Origin of the sequence: Micromonospora gifhornensis (assembly GCF_016863515.1) — a bacterium.
Classification (GTDB): Bacteria; Actinomycetota; Actinomycetes; order Mycobacteriales; family Micromonosporaceae; genus Micromonospora; species Micromonospora gifhornensis.
Window position 1 is genome coordinate 45682 of sequence record NZ_BOPA01000021.1, and the last position, 17414, is coordinate 63095.

Sequence of the window (17414 nt, forward strand, 5' to 3'; positions counted from 1 at the left end):
TCAGGCGTCGCTCGGTCCGGGCGTCCAACCGATCCGCTGCGCCCACCCGTCGGCACGCCGAACGATCTGCCAGACGAACGGATCCTTGGCCTCCACATACGCCTGCCGATCGTGCCGGAACTGTTGGGCGTACCGGCGCTTCACCGTGGCGTACTCGGCGGCCGCAGCGGGATGGGCTCGCAGATAGTCGCGAAACAGCAGTGGCAGCTGCTGCGAGAAACTACCGAGCTGTCGTACGTGCACATGCGTGCGACGGCGACCCGGCGGTTCCCGGAAGTAGCGTTTCGTGCGCTCCGGATTGTCGGCTCGGTAGACGTAACCCAGCTGCTCCAGCGGCAGTCGGAAATCGTCGACCGGCTCCAACGTGAGTACGGAGATCTGGATGTCGATGACGGGCTTCGCGGCCAGGCCCGGTACGGCGGTGGAACCGATGTGGTCGATCCGCTGCGCACCGTCGCCGAGCGCGAGGCGCAGCGCCCGGCCCAACTCGGTGAAGTCCACACCCCAGGCGGGCTGGTAGTCGACGATCTCCACCGCGCTGGACACCGCTTCATCATGCCAGCGATGCACCGCCGCCGGGGCGACCAGGGCCGTCCGTCGCGGCTACGTGACCACCACCGGTGCCACGTCGGACGCCCAGACCAGGCGCGGCTCGTAGCGGGAGAGCAGGTCGACGACGGCCTGCTCGGCTTCCGCGGGCACCAGCACGTCGAGCCGTAGGCGCGCCAGCAGTGGCTGCTCCTGCAAGTAGCCGCGCGGCAGCACCTGGCGTACCGTCCCCTCGGTCGCCGCCGTGGTGTCGGAGACGGTAAGCGAGATCGCGCCGGCACCGAGCAGTTCCTCGCGCAGCGTCCCGCTGTCGGACACCCGGGACGGGTCGAGCAGCGCGCTGACCAGCTTGACCGGATGCCCGGCCGGCATCGGGGCCGCACCGGCACCGCCCGGCCTGGGCCGTCGCTGTGGTCCGCCCGGCGCGGCCAGGCTCGTCACGCCGCCCAGGTGGTAGGCGTCGGTGCCCTGCTGCGCCTGGTCGAGCCGGTCCTGGTCCTTGCCGGCCACCCGCAGGCCGATCGCCGCCTGGATTCCGGCGGCGATCAGCCAGGTCAGCACGAACGAGAAGGCCACCACGCTGACCACCCCGACGAGTTGGTCCCACAGCAGACCACCGCCACCGCCGAGGAAGAGACCGTCGCGGCCGAGCGGGTTGATGCCGTTGTCGCCGAACAGGCCGAGCAGCAGCGAGCCGAGCATGCCGCCGACGAAATGCACCGCGAGCACGTCGAGCGCGTCGTCGAGCCGCAGCAGATACTTCAGGCGCAGCGCGAAGTGGCAGACCAGGCCGGCGATCGCACCGATCGCGATGGCGGAGAGCGTGTTGACGTACCCGGCGGTCGGGGTGACCGTCGCGAGTCCCGCGACCGCCCCCGACACCCCGCCGACCACCGTGCTGTGGCCGTCGGAGAGTCGTTCCACAAGCAGCCAGACGAGCATCCCGGCGGCGGCGGCGAGATGGGTGTTGAGTACCGCCTGGGCGGCAACCCCGTTGGCCTGGAGCCCGTCGCCGCCGTTGAAGCCGAACCAGCCGAACCAGAGGATCCCGGCGCCGAGGATGGTCAGCGGGATGGAGTTGGGTGGTGCCGCCGCGTGCGGCCAGTTCCTGCGTCGACCGACGACCAGCAGCACGGCGACGACCGCCGCGCCGGCACTGGCGTGCACGACCATTCCGCCGGCCCAGTCCTGGGTGCCGAGCTTCGCCAACCAGCCACCGGGATGCCAGAGCCAGTGCGCGATCGGCGCGTAGACCACGATGGACCAGATCGCCAGGAACAGCACCCAGCCGCCGAACTTCAACCGGCCCGCGGTGGCCCCGGTGACCAGCGCGGGTGTGATCACCGCGAACATCATCTGGTACGCGACGAAGGCCAGTGCCGGAATGGTGATCCGGGCGTCGACCACGTGCAGGTGCGGGGCGGGTGGCACCTTCAGATCGGTCAGTCCGAACAGTTCGAGGTTGCCGAACAGGCCGCTGCCGGCGTCGTCGCCGAAGGCGATCGTGTAGCCGACGAACACCCAGGTCAGGCTGACCACCCCGAGGGCGATCATGTTCTGCTGGAGCATGGCCAGCACGTTGCGGCTGCGCACCATCCCGCCGTAGAAGACGGCCAGGCCGGGCGTCATGAACAGCACCAGCCCGGTGCAGACCAGCACCCAGGCGGTGTCGCCCGGATTCACGGCGACATCAGCGGACACGACCTGCCCCTTTCTGCGTACGGTCGCTCAGACCGAACGCCGTACGGACGACACGACGGTCTCTTTGACCCGCTCGTGATTGGGCACCGGCGCGAAATGCCGGTCGGGCAGCAACAGCAGCCAGGTGGCGACGTTGAACGGGCCGGTCAGCACCGGGATGCCCAGCGGGGTCAGCACGGAGGCCATCGCCATCTGGATGAACAGCGTCAACGCGATCCCGAACAGGGTGTAGCCGGTCACCAGCAGGCCCGGCCGGTGCAGCACCGCACCCACGGCGATCGCGGTCAGTACGGCGTTGAAGCCGAACAGTCCCTTGTCGAGGCTCGTGCCGTCGGCACCGAACCAGAGCGCGAGCAGCGTCGCGCCGACCGCGCCGACGATGGCGAAGACCGCCGACCAACGGGAGTTGATCAGCAGCGCGATGATGATCAGCAGGCCGCTGACCCAACTGTTGATCAGGAAGACCTGGGAGATTCCGCGCAGGAAGATCGGCACCAGGTCCCAGTTGAAGTGCCCGCCGGTCAGCGTTCCCTCGCCGGGGAACTTCGGCGTCAACTGGGTCAGCACGGTGAACCTGTCGAACTGGTACGCGGCCAGCAGCAGCACCCAGGTGGTGAGCACGAAGGGAAAGGTGAACGCGGTCAGACCCCACCGTTTGAACACGGCGTTGAGGGCGAGCGTCACCACAGTGGTGCCCGCGGCGCCGAGCACCAGGTAGAGCCACATCAGGGGTCGTTGGTCCAGGAACGTCGGCACGGCGATGCCGGTCAGGAAGGGGCTGAAACCGAACAGCCCCTTCCGCCAGGAGGCCCGGTCGACCTGGAGTGCCAGCGCGGTCGCGGTGCCGACGACCAGCCCGAGCACGCCACCACCGAAGATCCGGGGCTGCCCGCTGTCGAACGCGCCCCAGGCGACCGCGATGAGGATGACCACGCCGGTCAGGGGATTGTTCTGGAACACCACCTGAGCCGGTCCCCGCAGGCATGCATCGATGAACTGGACGAGCGGGTTGCGGTCGGCCAACCCGTCCCAGCGCCGCGCGATCGCCGTCACATCGGTCTCCTGTCCGATCAGCGCCAGCTGAAGGCGGGTGGGAAGGTGCAGCCGACCACCTCTTCGCGGGCGGCGGTGCAGAACGCCCGGACCGCCGCCCGGACCGGCTCGGTCTCCTGGCCGAGGACCTTGAAGACCAGACCCGCGTCGTTGGGCAGTCGGCTGACCGCGCTGGCCAGTGGGGTCTGCTCGTCCCAGACGGGGGTGGCGGTCCGTTCGTAGACGCGCGCGGCCCGGTCGGTGTCGGTCAGCAGCATGACGTTGCCGAAGACGTGGAAGCGGTCCATCATCGCGATCCGGTCGACCGGGAACTGGCCGGGCGAGATGACGAACTTCTCCACGAACAGTCCCCGCCCGTCGGGCCGCTCCGCCCGCAGTTGGGAGGAGAACAGGTCGTAGGCGAAGAGTTCCCCGTCGCGGTAGTACTTGCGACCGGGTTGGAGCACCTCGGCGTAGAGCAGGGTGGCGCTGGTCGGCAGCCGTACCCGGGTGTGCGAGACGAACCGGCTGCGCCGGAACGGGATCACCGGCTCCGGCAGGAACTCCAGGTAGGCGTCGTCAGCGAGGGTGATGTTCTGCTGCTGGGTGCCGTAGTTGGCGTCCATCTCCTGGATCTTGGTGGCGGACTGGGTGACCAGGTGCGCCTGCGCCTCCGGGCCCAGGTCGACGTCCATGGACAGCCGGTCACCCTGGAGTACCCCGCCGGAGGTGGTCAGGATCATCACGCACGGCAGGCCGGGCATCTCCTCGTCCCAGTACAGCGCCCGCTGCACCAGCAACGGCGACTGCCGGTAGAGGTCGCGCAGGATGGTCCGGTCGCCGCGCCGTTCGAAGCCCAGCCGCAGCATCCCGACCTTGCCGTTCGCGGCAGCGGGTAGCTGAGCCGGCTGATCCTGGTACGGCGCGAGTTCCCGGACCAGATCCAGGGATACGGTCATGCCAGCACTTCGGCGTCGAACAGCACGTTGCGACGCACCAGGTCGACCAGCTCGTCGATGCCCTCACCGGTCTTGCAGTTGGTGAAGACGAACGGCTTGCCGTTGCGCATCAGCTCCGCGTCGCGGGCCATCACGTCCAGGTCGGCGTCGACGTACGGCGCCAGGTCGGTCTTGTTGATCACGAGGATGTCGGACTTGGAGATCCCCGGACCGTTCTTGCGCGGGATCTTGTCGCCGGCCGCGACGTCGATCACGTAGATGAAGTAGTCGACAAGCGCGGGACTGAAGGTCAGGGTGAGGTTGTCGCCGCCGCTCTCGATCAGCACCACGTCGCTGTCGGGGAACTTCGCCTCCATGTCCTCCACCGCCGCCAGGTTCATGCTCGGGTCCTCGCGGACGGCGGTGTGCGGGCAGGCGCCGGTTTCCACGCCGACGATGCGCTCCTCGACCAGCACCCCGGTCAACGCGCGCCGGACGTGCTTGGCGTCCTCGGTGGTGACCACGTCGTTGGTGATGACCAGGATGCGCAGTCCCTGTTCCACCAGGCGGGGCACGACGGTCTCGATGATGGCGGTCTTGCCGCTGCCCACCGGGCCACCCACGCCGATACGGCTTGCTGACTTCATCTCTGCTCGACCCTTCTCGAACGGTTCAACTCATGAACATGCGGACGTGCGCGTGCTGGTGTGCGGCGGCGAGGATGTCCAGGTGCGGGGCGAAGCCCTGCATGTCGTCGAGGGTGGCGCCGCGAATGTCCTGGTAGTCGTCGTCGACCCGCTCGTTGACCGCGAACAGGATCGACTGTGCGTCGAGGTGGTCCACCCGCAGCAGCCGGATCGCCGCGCTCAACACCATCGACGCCGCACCGTACTGGTGGGCTGCGAAGGCGCCCTGCTCGTCGACGCCGAGTTCGGCGAAGAGCACGCCGAGTGCCACCGGATAGGTCACCGGAACGAGGTTGTCGCTCTCGCTGGCCCGCTTCTTGAGCAGAGACTCACCGATGACCCGGTTGGCCGCCTCGGCGAGCTTGCGACCCATGCGTACCGACATGGTGCGCATTTCTTCGTTGATCTTGCGGAGGTGGACGGCCTCGTCCGCCCGCCGGATCTGGTCGAGGTCGCCGAGGGCCGCGCCGCGGTGCCCGACGAGTACGCCGACCCCGTCGCCCGTCGCGGCGAGCCGGGTGATCGTCCGGACGTACTCCTGCAGGCTGCTCCGGTCGTGCACGGTCCCGTGCTGCACGGCCATCTCCAGACCGTTGGAGAAGGAGAAGGCGCCGACGGGGAACACCGAGTCGCCGAACTGGAGCAGCCGCAGCGCCTCGGCCATGCTGGGCACAAGAGGCTCCTTCAGTTGAGCTCGGCGGGCAGGTGCGTGTGCGGGGTGGAGTCCGCTCCGCCGAACAACCGCCGCGACTCGTGCGGGGCGAGGTAGGCGATGACCTCCGTACCGGCGATGAACTCGTGCGTGATGCCGGTGAACGAGTGGGTCCGCATCACCGAATCCATGACCTTGCGGTCCACGGTCAGCGGCACGTACATCTCGGTGCCCTTCACCACGGCCGGCCAGTGCTGGTTGCCGATGGCGTGACCGAGTTCCACTGCCGAGCGGATCACCATGTCCAGGGATTCGCCGTGCAACTTGTCCAGGTGCACGACCATCACCTCGCCGAGCGCGATGCGGGCCACCACCGCCGTCGCGGTGAGTTCGTCCCAGGCAAGAATGTCGCCGTCGCGCAGGCGTACGCCCCGGGACAGGGAGAGCGCGAGTTCGGTGCCGAGGCTCGTCGCCTTGCGCAGCCGACTCTTCTGGGCCTCCCACTGGTCGAGGACCAGGTCGTCGACCTTGGCCTGGCTCAGCCGCTCGGTCCAGTCCGGCTCGGCCACGTTGCCGAGCACCGCTTCCACGATCATGTGTCGTCCTTTCACGCGATCCGCACGCGGGCGGTACCGCGTACGCGTCAGCTGAAGAAGTAGAGCTGGCTCATCGGGAGGTTCTTGGCCGCCGGCACGGTCGCGTGGACGCCGTCCATCTTCACCGCGAAGGTCTCCGGGTCGACCTCGAGCTTCGGGGTCCGGTCGTTGCGCACCATGTCCCGCTTGGTCAGGTTGCGGCACTGGTAGACCGGCATGACCTGCCGTTGCAGGCCCAGCTGTTCGCCGATGCCGTTCTCGTGGGCGGCCTTGGAGACGAAGGTGACGCAGTTCTTGGCGACCTGGGTCCCGGTCGCGCCGAACGAGGGTCGGTAGTAGACCGGCTGCGGCGTGGGCAGCGAGGCGTTCGGGTCGCCCATGATCGACCAGGCGATCATCCCGCCCTTGAGCACCATCTTGGGCTTCACCCCGAAGAAGGCGGGCTCCCAGAGCACGAGGTCGGCCAGCTTGCCCGGGGTCACCGATCCGATGACGTGGGAGACGCCCTGGGTGATGGCCGGGTTGATGGTCATCTTGGCGACGTAGCGCAGCACTCGGAAGTTGTCGTTGCTCGACGAGTCCTCGGCGAGCTTGCCGCGGACGTTCTTCATCTGGCCGGCGAGCTGGATGGTGCGCAGCCAGGTCTCCCCCACCCGGCCCATGGCCTGCGAGTCGCTCTGCATCATCGAGATGACGCCCTCGTCGAGCAACACGTCCTCGGCCGCGATGGTCTCGGTGCGGATGCGGCTCTCCACGAAGGCCACGTCGGAGGGGACCTTCGGGTTGAAGTTGTGACAGACCATGATCATGTCGTACAGCTCGGACTGGCTGTTGATGCCGTACGGCACGGTGGGCGTGGTCGAGCCGGGCAGCACGTTCATCTGACCGGCCACCTTGATGATGTCCGGTGCGTGGCCGCCGCCGGCGCCCTCGGTGTGGAAGGTGTGGATGGTCCGGCCCTCGAAGGCGGCGATCGAGTCCTCGATGTAACCGCTCTCGTTGAGGGTGTCGGTGTGGATGCTGACCTGTACGTCGAACTCGTCGGCGACGGCCAGGCACGAGCGGATCACCGCCGGAGGCGCGCCCCAGTCCTCGTGGATCTTGAAGCTCGGCACCCCGGCCATGATCTGCTCCACCAGCGGCGCGCGACCGCTGCTGTTGCCCTTGCCCAGCAGGCCGATGTTGATCGGCAGGTTCTCGAAGGCCCGCATCATGTTGTGGATGTTCCACGGGCCCGGCGTGATGGTGACGCCGTTGGTGCTGTCGGTGGGGCCGGTGCCGCCACCCCAGAGGGTGGTCACCCCGTTGCTGAGCGCCGTCTGCACCTGGAACGGCGTGACCAGGTGGACGTGGGCGTCGATGCCGCCGGCGGTCAGGATCAGGTGTTCGCCGGAGATGGCGTCGGTTCCCGGTCCGGTCACCAGGCCGGGGGTCACCCCGTCCATGATGTTCGGATTGCCGGCCTTGCCGATCCCGGCGATCCTGCCGTCCTTGATGCCGACATCGGCTTTGATCACGCCGAGCAGCGCGTCCACGATGGTGACGTTGGTGATCACCAGGTCGACCACCCCCTCGGCGTTGGTGGCCTGGCTGCTGCTGCCCATGCCGTCGCGCAGGGTCTTGCCGCCGCCGTACATGACCTCGTCGCCGAGGACCCGCAGGTCCTTCTCGATCTCGATGTAGAGGTCGGTGTCGGCCAACCGGATCTGGTCGCCCGTGGTGGGGCCGTACATCCCGGCATATTCTTGCCGCGAAATCTGACTCATTCTCTTCCGCTCCAGGTTCCGTACGCGCTCGTCGGCGCCTACTGCTTCTTGTTGTCGCCCTGGTCCTGCGCGCTGAACTTGAAGCCGCGTGTCCTGGCGTTGTGCAGCGACTCGGCACGATCCGGTCGGTAGTCCGGCGGCGTCGGGTCGTCGCCGGTCCAGCCCTGGACCAGGCCGTTGAACCCGTACACGCGTTGCAGACCACCGAACGGGATCAGTTGCACGGTCTTGCGGTCACCCGGCTCGAACCGGATCGACGTGGTCGCCGGGATGTTGAGTCGTTTGCCGAAGGCGGCCGGTCGATCGAATTCGAGGTACCGGTTCGCCTCGAAGAAGTGGAAGTGGGAGCCGACCTGGATGGGCCGGTCACCGGTGTTGTGCACGACGACTTCGATCACCGGACGGCCGGCGTTGAGCTCCAACGGCTGGTCGCTGAGCTTGTATCCACCGATCGGGCGCAGGTGCTTGGAGTTCGGTCCCGGATGTTGTTTCGCCATTTCTGCCTCGCTCTGTCACGAAAGGGAGCGCCTCATTGAATGGGCGAGTGGATGGTGATCAGCCGGGATCCGTCGGTGAACACCGCCTCGACCTGGAGCATCGGGATCATGTCCCCCACGCCGGGCATCACGTCGTCGGCCTTGAGCACGGTGCGTGCGTCGTTCATGACCTCTTCGACGGTCTTGCCCTCGCGGGCGCCCTCCAGGGCCGCGGCGCAGATCACCGCCACCGACTCGGGATGGTTGAGCTTCAGACCCTTCGCCCGCCGGGCATTGGCCACCATCGCCAACGAGAGGATGGTGAGCTTGTCGAATTCTCTCGGAGTGAGATGCATTTCCTGATCCTTCTCAGCAGTCGCCGGATGGCGTCGCCGGCCGGTTGGGCGGACCCGTCGGTACGGGTTCGCGCCGAGCCACCCTGCTGCCGCGTCTGGCGTTCCCGCTCATCGACCTACCGAATGCCACGTCCGACTGTAGGACTAGTTAGACCGGTTTGCGGTGGTTTGATCCGAGAGACAGGATTTAAGGCTTTCGGTGACCGTGGGCCCTGCCGCCGGCGGCCCACATGTCCTGGATCTGTTCCAGCGTCTTGCCCCTGGTCTCGGGCAGGTACCGCCAGACGAACACGAACCCGAGCGCGCACAGCCCGGCGAAGAGCGCGAACACACCGGCCCGGCCGAGCGCGTCGAGCAGGCTCAGGAAGAACTGCGTGATCACGTACTCGGCGCCCCAGTGGGTCGCCGAGGCGATGGCGACGCACCGTCCCCGGATGGGGCCGGGATAGATCTCGTTGATGATGGTCCAGGTCGCCGGGCCGATCGTCATGGCGTAGAAGGCGATGAACAGGATCACCCCGGACAGCAGGAAGACACCCGCGTCGGGCAGCCCCGGCGTCTCGGTTCCCGACCGCCCGGAGCCGAGCTTCAGGAAGCTCACACTCACCATGACCAGCGCGGCGGCCATGCCCAACAGCCCCACCAGCAGCAGGGGACGTCGGCCGACCCGGTCCAGCAGACCGACGGCCACCACGGCGAAGACGGTGTTGACGGCGCCGATCGCCCACGTCGTGGCGGACAGTTGCGCCTCGGCCGTCCGGAATCCCGCCGCCGCGAAGATCGAGTCCGCGTAGTAGATGATGCCGTTGATGCCTGTCATCTGCTGGAACAGCGCCAGCCCGATGCCGAGAGCCAACGGCCGCCGCCACTGCGCGGACAGCAGTTCCCGCCAGCTCGCCCGCCTGCCCCGCAGGCTCTGCTCCATGTCCTGGAGCCGGGACTGCACCTTCGCCTGCGGCACCGTACGCGCCAACGAACGCTGCGCCCGATCCCGGTCGCCCCGGCGCAGGTACCAGATCGCGGAGTCCGGTATCACGACGGTGATCAGGATCAGGGCCACGCCCAGCAGCACCGCGGCGCCCAGCAGATAGCGCCACGACCCGGATCGGGTGAACAACTCGTCGGCGAGGTAGCCGATGAAGATCGCGGCGGTGATCGAGAGCTGGTAGACCGCCACCAGCCCGCCCCGGATCCGCTCGGGGGCGGCCTCGGCCGCGAACATCGGCCCGGCGACCGACGCCACCCCGATACCCACGCCGAGCACCAGCCGCGCACCGGACAGTACGGCGATGCTCGGCGCGGCAGCCTGGACGACCGTGCCGAGGATGTACGTGGCGGCGGCGACCCACAGGGCGCCCCGCCGACCTATCCGGTCCGCGAGATGACCACCGACCAACGCACCGACCAACGCGCCGATCGTCACCCAGCTCGCCGCCGCCTCGACGGCGAAGGTGTCCGCGTGGAAGGCCTGACGGATGTCGCTCAGGGTTCCGCTGATGACGCCCTGGTTGTAGCCGAAGAAGGCACCGGGACAGCACGACGATCGCGATGATCGCCACGAAATTGCGTCTGGGGGGCTTGGTTCGACCGGCCGCGCTGTCACCCGCTGTCACGGTCACCTCTTCCGCCCGGAATCACCACCTCATCCCTTTTGTAGCAAGAATGAGAGGTTTACGGATCTGGACGGAAAAGTCCCTGTCAGTGACCGGGCGCGGGCCGCCGGGTCAGCACCTGCGGGCCGGCGTCGGTGATGGCGACGGTGTGTTCGGAGTGGGCGGTGCGGGAGCCGTCGGCGGAGCGGATCGTCCAGCCGTCGCTGTCGTACCTGATCTTGTCCGTGGAGCGGCAGAACCAAGGCTCGATGGCCAGGGTCAGGCCGGGGTCGAGCTTCAGCCCGCGGCGGGGACGGCCGTTGTTGGCCACGTGCGGGGCCTCGTGCATGGTGCGGCCGATGCCATGTCCGCCGAACTCGGCGTTGACCCCGTAGCCGTACGCCTCGGCGACCTCGCCGATCGCGGCGGAGATGTCACCGAGGCGACCACCGGGCTGGGCGGCGGCGATGGCGGCCTCCAGTGCGACCTCGGTGGCCTCGATCAGCCTCAGGTCGGCCGGGTCGGGTGTGCCGACGACGAAGGAGAGCGCCGAGTCGGCGACCCAACCGTCGATGCCGACCGCCATGTCAATGCTGAGCAGGTCGCCGTCGCGCAACACGTAGTCGTGGGGCAGGCCGTGCAGCACCGCGTCGTTTACCGACAGGCACAGCACGTTGCGGAACGGCCCCCGACCGAACGAGGGAGCGTAGTCCCAGTAGCAGGATTCGGCGCCGCGTTCGGCGATGCGGCGACGGGCATGGTGTTCGAGGTCCATCAGGTTGACGCCGACTGCGGCGACAGTGCGCAACTCGGCGAGCAGTTCGCCGACGAACTGGCCGGTCACCGCCATCCGGCCGATCTCCTCGGCGGACTTCAACTCGATCACGACAACCCCCCCTCGATGAAGCGGTATTTTTATACCATGACGGGTCGGGGCGTCGGCGGACTATCCTGCTGGCATGGTTCGCCAACCGCTCACCGCCGAACAGATCGCGGCGGGCCAGCGCCTCGGAACGGCGCTGCGGGCCGCGCGCGCCGGCCGCAGCCTCGTCGAGGTGGCCCTGGCAGCCGGCATCTCCCCCGAGACCCTGCGCAAGATCGAGGCCGGTCGCCTGCCCGCACCGGCGTTCGGCACGGTGGTCTGCCTCAGCCAGGCCCTCGACGTGCCGCTCAACGAGCTGGCGGACGTCTGGCTGGCCGACATGCCGACCCGTCGGGCGTCCTGAACCCCGTTGAACCGGTGAGCCCGCCGGCACGTCATGCCAGACCTTGCGTCACCTACCGAGAGTCAGGTTGTGCTCCTCAAGCGCACTCTCGATGATCCCGAGTGCCTTCGGTCCCATGCCATGCAGCTCGGCCAACTCGGCGCGCGACACCCCGACGAGATCGCGCAGCGTCGTGTAGCCGGCGTTGTGCAGCGCCCGCGTCGCCGGCGCACTGATCTTCGGCAGGGTGTCGAGATCGGAATTCATGTCCTTGATCCTAAGCTGGCGGACAAAACCCGCGAATCACTCGTCACCCGGTCCTGGTAACCGGCGGCGAACCTCGGCGAGGAGATCGACCTGTGCCCGCCAGTCCGGGCCGGACAATCCGATGACCACATGGTTCGCGCCGTGGGCGGCGTACTCCGCGAGGCGTGCGGCGGCCTCGTCCGGCCCACCGGTGACGGGAAGCTCCTCGGCGTCGCGGGCGGTGTGCCGGTACGCGCCGGCCAGCCCTGCCGCCAACTCTGTACGGGAGGGCGTGCCCGGGGCGTCGCCCAACGCACCGGTGGCACCGATGGTCACCGTCGGCACCGGTCGGCCGGCAGCGGCGGCCACCGCATTGAGTCGCTCCCGGCCCTGCGCCAGTGCCGTGGGAGTGATCAGTGACGGGAACCAGCCGTCGCCCAGCCGGGCTGCCCGGTCGATCGCCAGCGTCGAGGCGTTGCCCACCCACAGCGGCGGAACCTCGACACCGGGCGAGAGGGTGACCGCGCTCCCGTCCGGCATGGTCACCGACTCGCCCGCCAACAGTCCGGGTAGCAGCCGCAGCGCGGTGTCGGTACGCGGGCCGCGCTCGCGGAAGGCGACACCCGCCGCCGCCCACTGGGCGGCACCACCACCGGAGCCGACACCGAGCAGGAGCCGGTTGCCGGAGACCAGTTGCAGGCTCGCCACCTGCTTCGCGGCCCACACCAACGGGCGGATCGCGGGAATGAAGACGCTCGCGCCGATCCGGATGCGGGCGGTGGCGGTCGCGGCGACGGCCAGGGCGATCGTGCAGTCCACGGTGGGCATCCCGACGGCGAGATGATCGCCGTGCCACACGCTGTCCAGACCAGCGTCCTCCGCGTGGCGGGCGGCGGCGGCAAGGTCGAGGGAGTCTCGCCGTTGGATGGTCAGCGAGGGCAGGATCACGCCGACCTTCATCGGACCAGGACCACCTTGCCCCGGCCGTGGCCGGTCTCCACCTCCCGATGGGCGTCGGCGGCCTTCGCCATCGGATAGGTCCGACGGACAGGGAAGCGCAGGTCACCTGTGGCATAGAGGGCGGCGAGAGCAGCGAGGCGGGCAGCGGAACGCAGGTTCGGGGTGGTCCGGATGCCGAGGTCGGCAGCGCGGGCGTGCTCGGTCAGGGTGAGGATCCGGGAGCGGTCGGCGCAGAGGGCCAGGGACGCGGTGAGCGCCTCACCGCCGGCACCGTCGAGCACCAGATCGGCGCCGTCCGGCAACAGGCCGCGGAGACGGTCGACCAGGTCAGGGCCGTAGACCACAGGCACCGCGCCGAGGGTACGCAGATAGTCCTGGTTGGCAGCACCGGCCGTGCCCACCACACGGGCTCCGGCCCGCAGCGCGAGTTGCACCGCCACCGCGCCGACGGCACCGGCCGCGCCGTGCACGAGCAGGGTTTCGCCGTACGCGGGCCGGATCTGTTCGAGGGCGATGTGCGCGGTCTGGGCCGCGCCGCTGAACCCTCCGGCGACCTCCCAGGGCATGGCGGCCGGCTTGGCGGTCACCTGGTCGGCGGGTACCACGATGAACTCGGCCGCGGCGTTCATGAAGCCGAAGCCCAGCACCTCGTCACCGACGGCGACGCCGTCGACCCCGTCACCAACCTGATCGACCACTCCGGTGAACTCGTTGCCCGGCACCGCGGGCAGTGGGGCCCGCGCCCAGTCGGGCGTAGACCCGGCGCGTACCGCGCAGTCGATGGGCTGCACGCCGGCCGCCCGCACACTCACCCGGACCTGGCCGGGGCCCGCCTGCGGCGTCTCGACCTCAGCCCACTCCAGCACCTCTGGCCCGCCGACCTGTCTGAACACCACTGCCTTCATGTGTGGCCTCCCCGTGATCCGTCGCCGCAGGAGCCAGTCTCAAACCTCAACCACAGGTGAGGTCAAGAGACGATCGCCGACCGGGGGCGCGGCAGCGATTCCTCAGGCTGCCGGCTTGGCCAGGCAGGTGGTGCCGTCCGGGCTGGCGAGCGACACCTGTCGGTACCCCTCGCTGTGGTAGAGGTCGATGTTGCGCTGGCTCCTCGCCCCGGTGAACAGCACCATGCGACGGCAGTCGGGATCGGCGGCGGCTTCGGCGGTCCGCAGCAGCCACCGGCCCAGCCCCTGGCCGCGCAGGTCAGGAGCGACAGCGAGCCGGCCCACGTGCCAGTCGGTGTCGACGCGGCGGGACCGCACCATGCCCAGTAGTCGGCCGTCCCGCCACAGGCCGGTGGCGTGCCAACTGGTCAGCCACTCTCGCACCTGCTCCGGCGACTCGTGCAGGGCCGGTATGTCCATTGTGTCGTTGGCGAGGGCCTCGTCCACCCAGCAGCACCGCTGGAGCACCGTCACCTGGCCCGCGTCGTCGGCCGTCAGTCGTCTGGCGTAGGAACCAGGCAGCGGACCGGGGCTGGATCCGACGTGCGCGCGTTCCCGCATCGGCCGCAGCGCGTGCGCGACCCGGACCAGTTCCTCCAGCAGGCCGACACCCGCCGCGTGGTGGGCGGCGTCGGGCCGCAGTCGCCCGTCCTGCATTGCCGCGCCGATACGGATCGCGACGGTGGCACCGAGCGGGACCAGGCGCAACGTGGTGACCACCTGCTTGGCGTGCTGGACCGCCCGGGTGCCGGCCGAGGTGTGGCCGTAGCTGACGAACCCGAACGGCTTCCACGCCCATTCGCGACTGAGGTAGTCCAGCGCGTTCTTCAGGGTCGCCGGCATCCCGTAGTTGTACTCCGGGGTGATTGCGATGAAGCCGTCCGCAGCGTCGACGGTCTCGCTCCAGCGCAGCGTGTGCTCGTGCCGGTAGCTGCCCGACGCCGGATGCTCCTCCTCGTCCAGGAACGGCAGGTTCAGGTCGCCGATGGCGACCGGTACGAGCTCGACGCCGAGCCCCGCAGCCCGTGGGGTGAGCGTTTCGACAAGCCACTGCCCGACGACCGGGCCGAGGGCGCCGGGGCGGGTGCTGCACACCAGGGCAAGAACACGAATCGATCTCGTTGACATGGAAACGAATCGTAGGTGCTAGATTGATTACATGTCAACGAAGCCGGCAGCGAAGCCCGTACGCTGGTTGAATCCGGACGAGGAGCGGGCGTGGCGGGCGTACCGGCGGGTGATGGTCGCCGTCTCGACCGGCACCACCGGTGATCTCGCGGCGATCGGGCTCTCCGAACCCGACTACGAGGTGCTGAGCACCCTCTCGGAGCGACCCGACCACACAAGCGGCCTGGGCGAGCAGGCCGACAAGATGGGCTGGTCACGCAGTCGTCTGTCCCGGCACGCCACCCGGATGGAGGCTCGCGGTCTGCTGCGACGCACCCCCGACCCGAACGACGGTCGCGGCTGCCTGCTCACCCTCACCGCCCAGGGTCTGGCCGCTCTCGAAGAGGCCGCACCGACCCACGTCGAGTCGGTACGACGTCATTTCATCGACCGACTCGACGCGGAAGACTTCAGCGCCATCGAACGGATCGCCCGGAAGCTGGAAGAACCCACAGCCGACAGCTGATCGGGCGCGGCGATAATGACATTCCCGTGGCACGGAATGACGAACGCCCGAACCAGTCCTCTCTTCGGATCAGAATGCCACTGATTGGCTCGTTGTCGATGAGCCGTAATGCTATTCGACAGACCGCGGAGATCGAATTCACGCGGTCCGCAAGCGGGTCGAGGCGCCTAGCCGGCAGCGAGTGTCAGCAGCTCAAGAGCATGATGCTGCCGGCTAGGACTCTCGGTGCGTCAGCGACAAGAGGCAATTCCTTGTCGCTGACGCCGGTTCACTGACCGTCAGACCGCGTTGGCCACTCCACGAACGTCACCCTTCACCGTGATCACCTCCTAGAATTAGGGACCGCGTGATGGTGAATCAGCGTACGCGCATGCCTTCACGATCGACACACGCAGCGCACGTTCTTTTCTCAGTCCGTCAAGGGCACATCAGTTCCCCTTGCCAACAACCGAGCACAGAACAGCAGGTAATGCGCTGAATGGTCGCGCTCGTCAATATCGACGCGTTACAGTCCGAACTGGACACTGCCGCGAGCCTGCTCTCGGATCAGCGGTTGTCCAGGATCAGATCGGCCGCCCGCTCCCCGATCATGAGGGTCGGTGCGGCGGTGTTGCCGGCGGGCGTGACGGGCATGACCGAGGCGTCGGCGATCCGCAGCCCTGCCACGCCGTGCACGACGAGCTGAGGATCGACGACGGCCAGCGGGTCGGTGCCGATGCGTGCCGTACCCACCTGGTGCTGGCCGCTGTCCACCGACGCCCTCACGTAGTCGCGGAGCTCGCCGCGGCTCATGCGGTCGGGCCCGGGATAGACCTCGGATTTGATCCACGTGTCGAGCGCCGGCTGCCGGGCGACATCCCGCAGTGATTCGAGATGGTCGACCAGCGCGTCCAGGTCGCGGCGGTCGGACAGGATGCCGGGGTCGATCAGCGGCGCGTCGGCGGGGTCCGCGGAGCGCAGCCGCACCTCGCCCTGACTGTGCGGGTGCAGCAGCAGGGCCAGGGCGGTGAATCCCCGGTCCGGCAGGTTCTCCGTGATGGTGGAGTAGACGAAGGAGATGAAGACCGCCTGGCGGTCGGGCTGGATCGTCCCGGTGTCCGCCGAATCGGTGATCAGCTGCGCCTCGATGCCGGTCATCCGGGGCGCCGGAACGTCGAGACGGCTCTCCCACACCATGGGGCTACCCACGTGGTCGCGGAGGTTCCGCCCGACGCCGGGCAACTCCCGCACCACCTCGATGCCGTGCTGGCGTAGGTGCTCGGGGGCACCGATGCCGGAGAGCATGAGAAGGTGCGGGGTGCCGAAGACACCGGCGGAGAGCACGACCTCCTTCTCGGCCCGGATGACGCGCCGCTGGCCGTCGCGGACGTACTCGACGCCGACCGCCCGGCCGTTCTCGATGACGATCCTCGTCACCAACGCGTCGGTGATGACCCGCAGCGACGCGGAATCGGCGACCGGTTGCGCGTACGCCCGCCATGCGGTCACCCGCTCCCCCCGGTGAAGGGTGGCCTGCGCGTAGCTCGCGCCCCGGCTGTCCTCGGCGTTGTAGTCGTCGTTGTAGGGGTGTCCGGCCTGAACAGCCGCGTCGACGAAGGCGGTCACGAGCGGGTCCGGGTCGGTGTTGTGGTGCACCCGCAGCGGCCCGTCGGTGCCTCGGCCGGCCCGGCCCGGTCCGTCGTAGTTCTCGATCCGACGGAAGTACGGTTCGACCTCCCGCCACGACCAACCGGTGGCACCGGCGGCGGCCCACGCGTCGTAGTCGCTTCGCGCGCCGCGGACGTACAGCATGCCGTTGAGGATCGTGCTGCCGCCGAGACTCCGGCCGCGAGGCTGGTAGAGAACGCGGTTGTTGGCGTGCGCCTGCGGCACTGTGGACAGCTTCCAGTCCACCTCACTGGCGAACAGGGCTCCCGCCCCGAACGGGCTGCCGATCTCGGGCCGTCCGTCCGTCGGGCCGGCCTCCAGGACGGTGACGCGATGTCCCGCGTCGATGAGCCGCCGGACGACCACCGAGCCGGCCGTGCCGGCACCGACGACGACCACGTCACTGCTGTCGATGTTTGTCACTGTTCCCCCGTC

The 17414-nt window shown here is 68.6% G+C and carries 19 protein-coding genes; 2 read left to right on the plus strand and 17 right to left on the minus strand.

Annotated elements, in window-relative coordinates:
* From Vgi01_RS15930 to map, 12 genes are all read right to left on the minus strand, one after another.
* Positions 1-546 (minus strand): GrpB family protein, encoded by a 546-nt coding sequence (locus tag Vgi01_RS15930; protein ID WP_102657265.1) that lies wholly within the window; start codon positions 544-546, stop codon positions 1-3.
* A 57-nt stretch (positions 547-603) separates the two neighbouring features.
* A complete protein-coding gene (locus tag Vgi01_RS15935; protein ID WP_239088997.1) occupies positions 604-2250 on the minus strand; it encodes an ammonium transporter in 1647 nt (548 codons plus the stop codon).
* Positions 2251-2277: 27 nt separating this feature from the next.
* On the minus strand, positions 2278-3303 hold the full coding sequence (yut, locus tag Vgi01_RS15940; RefSeq protein ID WP_102657266.1) for an urea transporter: 1026 nt from the start codon (positions 3301-3303) through the stop codon (positions 2278-2280).
* 17 nt (positions 3304-3320) lie between these two features.
* A complete protein-coding gene (locus Vgi01_RS15945) occupies positions 3321-4241 on the minus strand; it encodes an urease accessory protein UreD (RefSeq protein ID WP_204291531.1) in 921 nt (306 codons plus the stop codon).
* Entirely contained in the window at positions 4238-4867 is a 630-nt protein-coding gene (ureG, locus tag Vgi01_RS15950; protein WP_204291532.1) for an urease accessory protein UreG, read from the minus strand. Before ureG ends, Vgi01_RS15945 begins: the two co-directional genes overlap by 4 nt.
* A gap of 25 nt (positions 4868-4892) precedes the next feature.
* Positions 4893-5570, minus strand: coding sequence for an urease accessory protein UreF (locus Vgi01_RS15955; RefSeq protein ID WP_239089011.1), 678 nt, complete (start codon positions 5568-5570; stop codon positions 4893-4895).
* A 20-nt stretch (positions 5571-5590) separates the two neighbouring features.
* Positions 5591-6154: an urease accessory protein UreE gene (locus Vgi01_RS15960; protein WP_102657270.1), complete on the minus strand. Its 564-nt coding sequence runs from the start codon at positions 6152-6154 to the stop codon at positions 5591-5593.
* A gap of 47 nt (positions 6155-6201) precedes the next feature.
* Entirely contained in the window at positions 6202-7920 is a 1719-nt protein-coding gene (locus tag Vgi01_RS15965) for an urease subunit alpha (RefSeq protein WP_204291534.1), read from the minus strand.
* Positions 7921-7958: 38 nt separating this feature from the next.
* Positions 7959-8417, minus strand: a complete 459-nt coding sequence (locus tag Vgi01_RS15970) for an urease subunit beta (RefSeq protein WP_013732462.1) — start codon at positions 8415-8417, stop codon at positions 7959-7961.
* Positions 8418-8449: 32 nt separating this feature from the next.
* Positions 8450-8752, minus strand: a complete 303-nt coding sequence (locus tag Vgi01_RS15975; RefSeq protein WP_013732461.1) for an urease subunit gamma — start codon at positions 8750-8752, stop codon at positions 8450-8452.
* A gap of 187 nt (positions 8753-8939) precedes the next feature.
* Positions 8940-10355, minus strand: a complete 1416-nt coding sequence (locus Vgi01_RS15980; protein WP_239088999.1) for a sugar porter family MFS transporter — start codon at positions 10353-10355, stop codon at positions 8940-8942.
* Between the two features lie 95 nt (positions 10356-10450).
* Positions 10451-11230 carry a type I methionyl aminopeptidase gene (map, locus tag Vgi01_RS15985; RefSeq protein ID WP_102657273.1) on the minus strand — a complete coding sequence of 260 codons (780 nt, stop codon included), beginning with the start codon at positions 11228-11230 and terminating at the stop codon, positions 10451-10453.
* Positions 11231-11303: 73 nt separating this feature from the next.
* Between map and Vgi01_RS15990 the strand changes: the two genes are divergently transcribed.
* Complete coding sequence (locus Vgi01_RS15990) at positions 11304-11570, plus strand: helix-turn-helix domain-containing protein (protein WP_102657274.1); 267 nt, start codon at positions 11304-11306, stop codon at positions 11568-11570.
* Positions 11571-11618: 48 nt separating this feature from the next.
* Here Vgi01_RS15990 and Vgi01_RS15995 read toward each other — a convergent pair whose 3' ends face one another.
* From Vgi01_RS15995 to Vgi01_RS16010, 4 genes are all read right to left on the minus strand, one after another.
* Complete coding sequence (locus Vgi01_RS15995; RefSeq protein WP_204291535.1) at positions 11619-11816, minus strand: helix-hairpin-helix domain-containing protein; 198 nt, start codon at positions 11814-11816, stop codon at positions 11619-11621.
* A 36-nt stretch (positions 11817-11852) separates the two neighbouring features.
* On the minus strand, positions 11853-12755 hold the full coding sequence (locus Vgi01_RS16000; protein ID WP_102657276.1) for an LLM class flavin-dependent oxidoreductase: 903 nt from the start codon (positions 12753-12755) through the stop codon (positions 11853-11855).
* Complete coding sequence (locus tag Vgi01_RS16005) at positions 12752-13660, minus strand: NADP-dependent oxidoreductase (RefSeq protein ID WP_204291536.1); 909 nt, start codon at positions 13658-13660, stop codon at positions 12752-12754. The genes Vgi01_RS16000 and Vgi01_RS16005 overlap by 4 nt, the downstream gene beginning before the upstream one ends.
* Positions 13661-13762: 102 nt before the next feature.
* Positions 13763-14827 carry a bifunctional NAD(P)H-dependent oxidoreductase/GNAT family N-acetyltransferase gene (locus tag Vgi01_RS16010; RefSeq protein WP_275409922.1) on the minus strand — a complete coding sequence of 355 codons (1065 nt, stop codon included), beginning with the start codon at positions 14825-14827 and terminating at the stop codon, positions 13763-13765.
* A gap of 31 nt (positions 14828-14858) precedes the next feature.
* Here Vgi01_RS16010 and Vgi01_RS16015 point away from each other — a divergent pair, with 31 nt between their 5' ends.
* Positions 14859-15332, plus strand: a complete 474-nt coding sequence (locus Vgi01_RS16015; RefSeq protein ID WP_204291537.1) for a MarR family winged helix-turn-helix transcriptional regulator — start codon at positions 14859-14861, stop codon at positions 15330-15332.
* A 546-nt stretch (positions 15333-15878) separates the two neighbouring features.
* On the opposite strand, the gene Vgi01_RS16020 is transcribed toward Vgi01_RS16015, so the two are convergent.
* Positions 15879-17402: a GMC family oxidoreductase gene (locus tag Vgi01_RS16020; RefSeq protein ID WP_204291538.1), complete on the minus strand. Its 1524-nt coding sequence runs from the start codon at positions 17400-17402 to the stop codon at positions 15879-15881.
* Positions 17403-17414: the final 12 nt, after the last annotated feature.